14 protein-coding genes and 1 pseudogene are annotated in these 10,326 nt (G+C 64.9%); 14 read left to right on the top strand and 1 reads right to left on the bottom strand.

From position 1 onward, the window contains the following. The 9 genes from rpsH to K2Y03_RS12110 form a co-directional block, all read left to right on the top strand. Positions 1–353 (top strand): 30S ribosomal protein S8 (gene rpsH / locus K2Y03_RS12150; RefSeq protein WP_294090998.1); only part of this gene is annotated, 353 nt, incomplete at its 5' end. Continuing rightward, positions 353–886: a 50S ribosomal protein L6 gene (rplF, locus tag K2Y03_RS12145; RefSeq protein ID WP_294090997.1), complete on the top strand. Its 534-nt coding sequence runs from the start codon at positions 353–355 to the stop codon at positions 884–886. The genes rpsH and rplF, both read left to right, overlap by 1 nt. Continuing rightward, complete coding sequence (rplR, locus tag K2Y03_RS12140) at positions 886–1,245, top strand: 50S ribosomal protein L18 (RefSeq protein ID WP_294090999.1); 360 nt, start codon at positions 886–888, stop codon at positions 1,243–1,245. Before rplF ends, rplR begins: the two co-directional genes overlap by 1 nt. A 3-nt stretch (positions 1,246–1,248) precedes the next feature. Beyond that, on the top strand, positions 1,249–1,944 hold the full coding sequence (rpsE, locus tag K2Y03_RS12135; protein WP_294090995.1) for a 30S ribosomal protein S5: 696 nt from the start codon (positions 1,249–1,251) through the stop codon (positions 1,942–1,944). Positions 1,945–1,949: 5 nt separating this feature from the next. Further along, on the top strand, positions 1,950–2,126 hold the full coding sequence (rpmD, locus tag K2Y03_RS12130; protein WP_294090994.1) for a 50S ribosomal protein L30: 177 nt from the start codon (positions 1,950–1,952) through the stop codon (positions 2,124–2,126). Between the two features lie 45 nt (positions 2,127–2,171). Further along, positions 2,172–2,702: a 50S ribosomal protein L15 gene (gene rplO / locus K2Y03_RS12125; RefSeq protein ID WP_294090993.1), complete on the top strand. Its 531-nt coding sequence runs from the start codon at positions 2,172–2,174 to the stop codon at positions 2,700–2,702. 137 nt (positions 2,703–2,839) lie between these two features. Next, complete coding sequence (secY, locus tag K2Y03_RS12120) at positions 2,840–4,186, top strand: preprotein translocase subunit SecY (RefSeq protein ID WP_294090991.1); 1,347 nt, start codon at positions 2,840–2,842, stop codon at positions 4,184–4,186. Between the two features lie 30 nt (positions 4,187–4,216). Then, entirely contained in the window at positions 4,217–4,870 is a 654-nt protein-coding gene (locus K2Y03_RS12115; RefSeq protein ID WP_294090990.1) for an adenylate kinase, read from the top strand. Positions 4,871–4,946: 76 nt separating this feature from the next. Further along, a complete protein-coding gene (locus K2Y03_RS12110; RefSeq protein WP_294090988.1) occupies positions 4,947–5,474 on the top strand; it encodes an SRPBCC family protein in 528 nt (175 codons plus the stop codon). A gap of 133 nt (positions 5,475–5,607) precedes the next feature. Here the strand turns inward: K2Y03_RS12110 and K2Y03_RS12105 are convergent, their stop codons facing one another. Further along, positions 5,608–6,342, bottom strand: coding sequence for a hypothetical protein (locus K2Y03_RS12105; protein WP_294090986.1), 735 nt, complete (start codon positions 6,340–6,342; stop codon positions 5,608–5,610). 247 nt (positions 6,343–6,589) lie between these two features. Here K2Y03_RS12105 and rpsM point away from each other — a divergent pair, with 247 nt between their 5' ends. The 5 genes and pseudogenes from rpsM to K2Y03_RS12080 all read left to right on the top strand — a co-directional run. Then, the gene (gene rpsM, locus K2Y03_RS12100) at positions 6,590–6,958 is read left to right on the top strand and encodes a 30S ribosomal protein S13 (protein WP_294090985.1); all 369 of its coding nucleotides are present in this window, start codon (positions 6,590–6,592) and stop codon (positions 6,956–6,958) included. 33 nt (positions 6,959–6,991) lie between these two features. After that, positions 6,992–7,381, top strand: coding sequence for a 30S ribosomal protein S11 (gene rpsK / locus K2Y03_RS12095; protein WP_066652168.1), 390 nt, complete (start codon positions 6,992–6,994; stop codon positions 7,379–7,381). A 97-nt stretch (positions 7,382–7,478) separates the two neighbouring features. After that, entirely contained in the window at positions 7,479–8,543 is a 1,065-nt protein-coding gene (locus tag K2Y03_RS12090) for a DNA-directed RNA polymerase subunit alpha (protein ID WP_294090978.1), read from the top strand. A 131-nt stretch (positions 8,544–8,674) separates the two neighbouring features. After that, positions 8,675–9,100 (top strand): 50S ribosomal protein L17, encoded by a 426-nt coding sequence (gene rplQ, locus K2Y03_RS12085; RefSeq protein ID WP_294090976.1) that lies wholly within the window; start codon positions 8,675–8,677, stop codon positions 9,098–9,100. Between the two features lie 90 nt (positions 9,101–9,190). Continuing rightward, positions 9,191–10,326, top strand: a pseudogene (locus K2Y03_RS12080) (S9 family peptidase); the annotation flags it as partial.

Below are 10,326 nucleotides of genomic sequence, written 5' to 3'. Positions count from 1 at the left end.
GCAACGGCCAGCGCGCCCGCAAGGACAGCGTGCTGACGCCGGCGTCGAAGCTGCGCGTCCGCGTGCTCGATGTGCTGCAGCGCGAAGGCTATATCCGTGGTTATGCCGAGGAGGCCGCCGGCCCCGCCAAGGCAATCCGGATCGAGCTGAAATACTTCGAAGGCCAGCCCGCGATCAAGCATGTCGCGCGCGTGTCGAAGCCTGGTCGCCGCGTTTATTCGGGCGCACAGGAACTGCCGCGCGTGATGAACGGGCTGGGCATCACCATCGTCTCGACGCCCAAGGGCGTGCTCTCGGACACCGAGGCGCGCGCTGAGAATGTCGGCGGCGAAGTGCTGGCGGAGGTGTTCTGATGAGCCGCATTGGCAAGAAGGCCGTGGCGATTCCGGCTGGCGTTACCGCCACCATCGCCGACGGTATCATCTCGGTGAAAGGCCCCAAGGGGACGCTGTCGATGCCGACGGTGAACGAGATCGTCTACGCGCTTGAAGATGGCGCAATCACGGTGAAGCCGGCCAACGACGGCAAGCGCGCCCGTGCCTTTTGGGGCATGCAGCGCACGATGGTCGCCAACCTGATGACCGGGGTGACCACGGGCTTTTCGAAGGTGCTGGAAATCACCGGCGTCGGTTATCGCGCGGCGGCCCAGGGCCGCACGCTGAACCTGCAGCTGGGCTATAGCCACCACGTCAACTATGCGATCCCCGAAGGCGTCGAAATCAAGACGCCCGACCAGACCACGGTCGAGATTTCGGGCATCGACAAGCAGAAGGTTGGCCAGGTGGCAGCGGAAATCCGCCGTTGGCGCAAGCCCGAGCCGTACAAGGGCAAGGGCATCAAGTACCGCGGCGAGTTCATCTTCCGCAAGGAAGGGAAGAAGAAGTGATGTCGACCAAGGGAATGTCGCTTTTCGAAAAGCGCCGCCGCCGCAACCGCACTGCGCTTCGCGCGCGTGGGTCGGGCCGTCCCCGTTTGTCCGTGCACCGTTCGGGCAAGCATATCTATGCGCAGGTGATCGACGACGCCGAAGGCCGCACGATCGCTTCCGCCTCCACGCTGGAGCAGGCCCTGCGCGGCACCAGCGGCGCGAACATTGCGGCGGCTTCGGAAGTCGGCAAGCGCGTGGCGGAAAAGGCCAAGGAAGCGGGTGTCACCAAGGTCGTGTTCGACCGTGGCGGCTTCCTGTTCCACGGCCGCGTGAAGGCGCTGGCGCAAGCCGCGCGCGAAGCTGGACTGGAGTTTTAAGCAATGGCCGATGAACTGCTGAACGCAGGCGCCGAAGGCGCAACCGAGGGCCGCGAAGGCGGGCGTGGCCGCGGCCGTGGCCGTGGCGGCGAGCGCGGTGACGGTCGCGGGCGTGGCGCGCGTGATGGCCGTGGCCGTCGCGACGAACGTCGTGAGGAAACCGGCGAAGAGCTGATCGAAAAGCTCGTCCACATCAACCGCGTGTCGAAGACGGTGAAGGGCGGCAAGCGCTTCGGCTTTGCAGCCCTCGTCGTGGTCGGCGACGGCAAGGGTCGCGCAGGCTTCGGCCATGGCAAGGCCCGCGAAGTGCCCGAGGCGATTGCCAAGGCGACGGCGGCTGCCAAGAAGGCGATGGTCCGCGTGCCGCTGAAGGAAGGCCGCACGCTGCACCATGATGGCAACGGCCATTTCGGTGCGGGTCGCGTCACGCTGCGGTCGGCGCCGCAGGGCACCGGCATCATCGCCGGCGGCCCGATGCGCGCGGTGTTCGAATCGCTGGGCGTGGCCGATGTGGTGACCAAGTCGGTCGGCACCTCCAACCCCTATAACATGATCCGCGCGACCTTCGAGGCGCTGGGCACCCAGACCTCGCCCAAGGCAGTGGCGCAGCGGCGTGGCAAGAAGATTGCCGACCTGCTGGGTCGCGGCGGCGCCGACAAGGCAGCGGCCGAGGCCGACGCTGCGGCGATTGTGGAGTAAGCAGCATGGCGACGATCAAGATCAAGCAGACCGGATCGCCGATCCGCCGGACCAAGGACCAGCGCGCGACGCTGATCGGCCTGGGCCTGAACAAGATGCACCGCGTGAGCGAGCTTGAGGATACCCCCGAAGTGCGGGGCATGATCCGCAAGGTTGCCCATATGGTGCAGGTGGAAGGCTAAACGCCTTTCCCACAGCGCGACAAAAGCGAAAGCGAGTGCAAAGACATGAAACTGAACGAACTGCGTGACAATGACGGCGCCCGCAAGGGGCGCATGCGTGTCGGCCGGGGCATCGGCTCGGGCAAGGGCAAGACCGCTGGCCGGGGCCAGAAGGGCCAGAAGAGCCGCGAAGGCGTCTCGATCAAGGGCTTTGAAGGCGGCCAGATGCCGCTGCACATGCGCCTGCCCAAGCGCGGCTTCAACAACATCTTCGCCAAGGATTATGCCGAGGTGAATCTGGGCGCGATCCAGAAGGCGGTCGAGGCGGGCAAGATTGCCGCCGGCGCCACGCTGGACCATGCCGCGCTGCAGGCCGCCGGCCTTGCCCGTGGTGGCAAGGATGGTGTGCGCCTGCTCGCCAAGGGCGCGTTCAGCACCAAGCTGAGCTTCACCGTTGCCGGCGCGTCGAAGGGCGCGATCGAGGCGGTCGAGAAGCTGGGCGGCACCGTTGAGGTGATCCATGTCGTGCCGCGCGCCGAGAAGGCCGCAGCCAAGAAGAACAGCGTGCGCGACGCCAAGCGGGCCAAGCAGGCCTGAACCGGAACGGCGGGGGAAACCCCGCCGTTTGTCGTTTCGGCGCCCGTCGATCGACAAGCGGATTAGACAAGCGCGCACGCCGCCCTATATCAGCGGCGTCGGGCCGTTACGCGGCCATAGTATCAGGACGAGTGTGAATGGCATCCGCAGCCGAGCAAATGGCAAACAGCATCAGCCTGGCAAAGTTCGCCCAGGCAACCGATCTGCGCAAGCGCCTTTGGTTTACGATCGGGGCGCTGATCGTCTTTCGCTTCATCAGCTATGTACCGCTGCCCGGGATCGACCCGGTCGGCCTTGCGGCACTGGCGGAGCGCACCTCGGGCGGCGTGCTCGACCTGTTCAACAATTTCTCCGGCGGGGCGTTGAAGCGCGCGAGCCTCATCACGCTCGGCATCATGCCCTATATCACCGCGTCGATCGTGGTGCAGCTGTCGACCTCGCTCAGCCCCACGCTCAACGCGATCAAGAAAGAGGGTGAAAGCGGGCGCAAGCGGCTGAACCAATATACCCGCTATGGCACGGTCGCGCTCACCCTGTTGCAGGGCTGGTTCGTCGCGGTCAGCCTGGAAGCAGGCGGCGCCGTGGTGGAGCCCGGCCTCATGTTCCGCATCACCGCGGTGATCTCGCTGCTGGGCGGCACGATGTTCCTGATGTGGCTGGGGGAGCAGATCACCAGCCGCGGCATCGGCAATGGCGTTTCGCTCATCATCATGTCGGGCATTGTCGCCAACCTGCCGACCACACTTTACAACCTGTTCCAACAGGGCCGCACCGGCGAAATGGACGGGTTCAAGCTGACCGGCATCATCGTGGCGGTCGTCATCCTGGTGCTGTTCATCTGCTTCATGGAGCGCGCCCAGCGCCGCATCCTGATCCAGTATCCCAAGCGCCAGACGCGCACCGGCATGCAGGCCGATCGCAGCCATTTGCCGCTGAAGCTCAACACGGCGGGCGTCATTCCGCCGATCTTCGCCTCGTCGCTGCTGCTGCTGCCGCTCACCGTGACGCAATTTGCCGGCAACCTCGCCAAGGGCAATAACTGGTGGTCGGACGCGATAATCACCGTCAACCAGTATCTGCAGCATGGCTCGCTCGTGTACATGCTGCTCTATGGTGCGGGCATCGTCTTCTTTTCGTTCTTCTACACCGCCGTGGTGTTCAATCCTGAAGAGACGGCCGACAATCTGAAGCGCCATGGCGGGTTCATTCCGGGCATCCGCCCGGGCAAGAACACCGAAATCTATTTCGACTATGTGCTCACCCGCATCACCGTGATCGGCGCGGCCTATCTGGCCGTCATCTGCCTGGTGCCGGAATATCTGGTGTCGGCGCTGTCGATCCCCTTCTATCTGGGCGGGACCAGCCTGTTGATCGTGGTCAACGTCACCATGGATACGGTCACCCAGATCCAAAGCCACTTGCTTGCGCATCAATATGGCGATTTGATCAAGAAAGCGAAGCTGAAGGGCGGCCGACTGCGCTAACGCAGCGGCAGGGATGAGAGGATGGGGGCGTTGAACATCATCTTGCTTGGGCCGCCGGGGGCGGGCAAGGGCACCCAGGCCGGGCGGCTGCAGGCCGATCGCGGCATGGTGCAGCTGTCCACGGGCGACATGCTGCGTGCAGCGGTCAAAGCCGGGACCGCGATTGGGCTGAAGGCCAAGGCCGTGATGGAGGCGGGCGAGCTGGTGTCTGACGACATCGTCTCCGGCATCATCGGTGAGCGGCTGGACGAGGCCGACACGCAAGGCGGCGTGATCTTCGACGGCTATCCCCGCACCGCCGCACAGGCTCATTCGCTGGACGAACTGCTGGGCGCGCGCGGGCGGCGGCTCGATCATGTCATCGAATTGGACGTGGACGAGGAGGCGCTGGTCAAGCGCATCACCGGCCGTTTTGCCTGTGCCAAGTGCGGCACCAACTATCACGACAGCTTCAATCGGCCTCGCGTCGATGGGGTGTGCGATGTCTGCGGGTCGACCGACTTCAAGCGCCGTGCCGACGACAATGAGGAAACGGTGCGCACCCGCCTGGCCGAATATCGCGCCAAGACCGCGCCGATCCTGCCCATTTATGAAGCGCGCGGGCTGGTCCGCCGGGTGGACGGCATGGCCGATATCGATCACGTAACGCGCGAGATCGAGGCGATCCTGGATACAGCGAACTGAGCGACCCGCCGGGGCCCGGCACGCTTGCCGGTGTGGCCGCAGCGGCGCTAAAAGCAGGCGAGGGGAGGGCCTTCGCATGCGCCTTGCACTGTTCGCCATCGCCGCCCTGGCCTGTTCGACGCCGGCATCGGCAGACGTCGTGCAGGCAACGCCGGCCGGGTTCGAAATCAGCCAGACGATAACGATCGACGCCGCGCCCGACGCAGTTTGGGACGTGCTGCGCAGCCCCCAGAAATGGTGGGACAAGGAGCACACCTATTCGGGCGACAGCGCCAATCTCTACCTTGATGCACAGGCAACCGGCTGTTTCTGCGAGAAGCTGCCGGGCAAGGGCAGCGTCGAGCATGGGCATGTCGTCTATGTCGAACCCGGGCGGGCGCTGCGCCTGCACGCCGCGCTGGGGCCGCTGCAGGCCGAAGGCGTAACGGGTGCCTTGACGCTGACTTTGCAGCGGCAGGGCGAGCAGGCGACCGTGGTCAAGCTCAGCTATGTGGTTGGCGGCTTTGTGCGCGGCGGCGCAGAAGCGATGGCAACGAAGGTGGACGCGGTGCTGGCGGTGCAGCTTGCCCATCTGAAGGCAGCGGCGGAAGCGCCAGCGCCTTAGGCGTGCTCTTAAATGTGGTTGAAGCGGCGCCAGCCCGCTCCCCCACCCGGCCACCCAACGGCAGTATCTTGTGGGTGGCCGGGTGGGGGAGCGGGCCGGTGCCGTCACCGTTCCAGCCAAGCTGAAACCAATTCTACGCGTGCTCCATCTGCCGGCGCTCGCTGCTCACGGGCTTGGGCAAGGCATAGAGCCGAAGGAAATAAATGATGAACCCCATGCCGATGACCGTCGGCAGCGCCCAGATCCACGGGTTGAAGGCGTGGGCGGGGAACATGCGGATGAGGCCCACGGATAGAAACGCGGTATAGGCGGCGATCCCCGTCGCGCACATCGCCTTCAGATGTTCCAGGATATAGGCGCCGCGCGGCACCTCGCCGCGATAGATGTACCACAAATAGGTGAGCGTGGTGCCGAACCCGATCACCGATACCACCACCATCAGCGGCTGGGCGAGCGTGATGCCCTGCACCAGGCAGGTGGCGCCCAGCCCGAGGACCAGAAACTGGAGCGCCACCATCGGCCAGCGCCGGTTGGCGCGGTGGTCGCGCTTGTTGATGATCATCTGGCGGCCATAATAGGTCATGTTGATCACCAGCACGCCCAGATAGAGCATCATCCAGCCCAGCAGGCCGCGATAGAGCGCCGCATCGGTCAGCCCCTCATGCATGGCGAGCGGCCAGCGCAGCGACAGCGTGCCCATGCCGAGCGCCATCGCCGCGGCCCAGTAAATCGCCGCAGTGAACAGCTTTCCCCAATAGCGGTGGCCATCGCCGCCCTTGCGCGTGAACAGCGCGGCCCAGACGCTGATCAGCGCAACCGTGCCGGCCGCAACATGAACCGACAGGAACAGCATGAACAGCCAGGGCATCGCGCGTCCCTCCCTTGCGGAAGCCGTGGCCATAATGTGCCCGCCGGCGGTGCTGTGCAAGCGGCAAGGCGCTGCGATCGCCGCTTGACAGCCATCGACTCGGGGTCTATCCGGCCCGTCTTCCAACGACGACCGAGGACGGCGGCGCGCCACAGCGCCCGCCGCCCGCGCGCGTTTAGGAAAACAACGCGATGAGATGGGACGGGTGCAGCCATGCCCCGGCCTGTGGAGCAGGAGATTACGCTACATGGCACGTATTGCGGGCGTCAACATCCCGACCAACAAGCGCGTGGTGATCGCGCTGACCTATATCCACGGCATCGGCCCGTTCAAGGCCAAGCAGATCACGGAAAAGCTGGGCATTACGCCGGAGCGCCGCGTGCAGGACCTGTCCGACCAGGAAGTGCTGCAGATCCGCGAGACCATCGACGCCGATCACACCGTGGAGGGCGATCTGCGCCGCGAGACTGCGGTGAACATCAAGCGGCTGATGGACCTGGCCTGCTATCGCGGCCTGCGCCATCGCAAGGGCCTGCCGGTTCGTGGCCAGCGCACGCACACCAATGCGCGCACCCGCAAGGGCAAGGCCAAGCCGATCGCCGGCAAGAAGAAGTAAGCCCAACAGGCTCAGCAAGGTCAGGAAACCGATATGGCACGCGAACCGCAGCGCATTCGTCGGCGCGAACGCAAGAACATCACGTCGGGCGTCGCGCATGTGAACGCCAGCTTCAACAACACCATGATCACGATCACCGATGCCCAGGGCAACGCGATTTCGTGGTCGTCCGCCGGGATGATGGGCTTCAAGGGTAGCCGCAAGTCGACGCCCTATGCCGCCCAGGTGGCCGCCGAAGATGCCGGCCGCAAGGCGGCCGAGCATGGCGTGCGCACGCTGGAAGTGGAAGTGAAGGGTCCGGGCTCGGGCCGCGAGTCGGCGCTGCGCGCGCTGCAGGCGGTGGGCTTCCAGATCACGTCGATCCGCGACGTTACCTCGATCCCGCACAATGGCGTGCGTCCGTCGAAGCGTCGCCGCGTCTGATTTTTGCGGCGCTGGCGCGTCGGCTTCATCGCCCGCCGTCGCCCGCCCGACACCCTGCGGGGCTCCGCCCAGCCCTGCGCATCATTAGGGGAAGCCCGTGTCCGTCAATGCAAAGAACTGGCAGGAACTGAAGAAGCCCAACGCGCTTGAGCGCAAGCCCAGCGGGGACGGCAAGCGCAAGGGGACCTTCGTCGCCGAGCCGCTGGAGCGCGGCTTCGGCCTGACGCTTGGCAACGCGCTGCGCCGTGTGCTGCTGTCGTCGCTGCAGGGTGCGGCCGTTACCTCGATCAAGATCGAGAATGTGCTGCACGAATTCTCCTCGCTTGCCGGTGTGCGCGAGGACGTGACCGACATCGTTCTGAACGTGAAGCAGATCGCCCTGAAGATGCAGGGCGAAGGGCCGAAGCGGCTGCAGCTGTCGGCCACCGGTCCGGCCGAAGTCAAGGCGGGTGACATTGCCGTGTCGGGCGATATCGAGGTGATGAACCCCGATCTCGTCATCTGCCACCTGGACGATGGCGCGACGCTGAACATGGAACTGACCGCCGATATCGGCAAGGGCTATGTCCCGGCGACGGCCAACCGCCCCGCCGATGCGCCGATCGGCCTGATCCCGGTCGATGCGCTCTATTCGCCCGTCCGCCAGGTGAGCTACAAGGTCGAGAACACCCGCGTCGGGCAGGAGCTTGACTATGACAAGCTCACGCTGACGATCGAGACCGACGGCACGGTGACGCCTGATGACGCGGTGGCCTATGCCGGCCGCATCCTGCAGGACCAGCTGGCGCTGTTCGTGCACTTCGACGATTCGGTGGTGGCGCGCAGCGTGCCGACGGGCGTCGCGGCGCCGGCGGCGGGTGCTGAAGCCGCGGGCGACACGCAGCAGATCAACCGCTATCTGCTGAAGAAGGTCGACGAGCTGGAACTGTCGGTGCGTTCGGCCAACTGCCTGAAGAACGACAACATCATCTATATCGGCGATCTGGTGCAGAAGACCGAGGCAGAGATGCTGCGCACCCCCAATTTCGGGCGCAAGTCGCTCAACGAGATCAAGGAAGTGCTGTCCAGCATGGGCCTGCGTCTCGGCATGGAAATCCCCGGCTGGCCGCCTGAGAATATCGAGGAAATGGCCAAGAAGCTGGAACAGGAGATCATGGGCTGATCGGGTTCGGGTGGCGCGGCATGGCCGTGCTGCCCGCCCATCGGCAAATGACAGGGTAAGGGTGGCCCCTGCAAAGCGCCACCTGGTCCGGGGTTCCGTAAGACGGCCCCTGAACGAACGGAGACTGAAAAATGCGTCATCGCGTCGGCGGCCGCAAGCTTGGCCGTACTTCCGCCCACCGCGCGGCCCTGTTCCGCAACATGGCGGCTGCGCTCATCAAGCATGAGCAGATCGAAACCACGCTGCCCAAGGCGAAGGAACTTCGCCCCTATGTCGAAAAGCTGGTGACGCTCGCCAAGCGTGGCGGCCTGTCCAACCGTCGTCTGGCGCATGCCCGCCTGCTCGACGACGCGCAGCTGACCAAGCTGTTCGACGTTCTGGCCGCGCGCTATGCGGACCGCAATGGCGGCTATACCCGCATCATCAAGGCCGGCCCGCGCGCGTCGGATGCCGCGCCGATGGCATTCATCGAGTTCGTCGATCGTGACGAGGCGGCCAAGGGCCAGGACTCCGGCCCGGTCCTGAGTGACGACGACGCGTTCGACGAAGCCGCCTGAACCGACGCGCGGCTGCGCAACGAATTGGCACTTCACAAAGGAGTCGCGGCTGATAGGGTCGCGGCTCCTTTGCCATTTGGGGGTTCGTGAATGCGCCTGTTGCCGCTGATGCTGTTCCTGCCCGCCGCCGCAATCGCCGCCACGCCGGAGACGCTTGTGAAATATCCCGAGACCCGCCGTGTCGATGTCGTCGAGGAGCAGTTCGGGGTAAAGGTGGCCGACCCCTATCGCTGGCTGGAAAATGATGTGCGTAACGACCCGGAGGTGCGCGCCTGGGTCACCGCTGAAAATCAGGTGACGGGCGCCTATCTCGCCACGTTGCCCGGCCGGGACACGTTCCGGCTGCGGCTGAAGACGTTGTTCAATTATGAGCGGTTCGGCGTGCCGGTGCAGGCGGGCGGCCGCTATTTCTACACGCGTAATTCGGGTTTGCAGAACCAGTCGGGGCTGTATGCGCGCGATAGCCTGAACGGGCCGCAGCGCGTGCTGATCGACCCCAATAGCTGGGCAAAGGACGGCGCGACTGCGCTGGCCGAATGGCGCCCCTCGCACGATGGGACCAAGCTGCTCTACGGCATTCAGGATGGCGGCAGCGACTGGCGCACGGTGAAGGTGCTGGACGTTGCGACCGGCAAGGATACCGGGGACGAAATCCACTGGGTGAAGAACCAGCTGGGCACCTGGGCAAAGGATGGCTCGGGCTTCTTCTACTCGCGCTTTCCCGAACCGCCGGCGGACAAGCTCTACCAGGCGGTGAACGAGAACCAGACCATCTATTTCCACCGGCTGGGCACGCCGCAGAGCGAGGACCGGTTGGTCTATGCAACGCCCGACAAGCCGCGCCGTGGCCATTCGACGCAGGTAACCGATGACGGCCGCTGGCTGGTAATCACCACGACCGAGGGCACTGACCGCCGATTTGAAATTACCGTGGTCGACCTCAGCCAGCCGGGAGCCAAACCGCGCACGCTCATCAAGGGGCTGGATTACGAATGGGCGTTTGCCGGCAATGTCGGCACCAGATTCTTCTTCAAGACCAATAACGGCGCACCCCGTCTGAGGCTGGTAACGCTCGATCTTGCCGAAGCCGCACCCGCGATCCGTGAACTGGTGCCGGAGGACAAGGCGACGCTGGAGACCGCCAATATTGTCGGCGGCATCATCATCGCCGAATATCTGGTCGATGTGAAAAGCGAAGTGCGGCGCTATGCGCTCGACGGCAAGCT

Origin of the sequence: Sphingomonas sp., from assembly GCF_019746015.1 — a bacterium.
Classification (GTDB): domain Bacteria; phylum Pseudomonadota; class Alphaproteobacteria; order Sphingomonadales; family Sphingomonadaceae; genus Sphingomonas.
The sequence above is the reverse complement of the archived record's forward strand: the minus strand, read 5'-3'. Positions and strand labels throughout refer to the sequence as shown.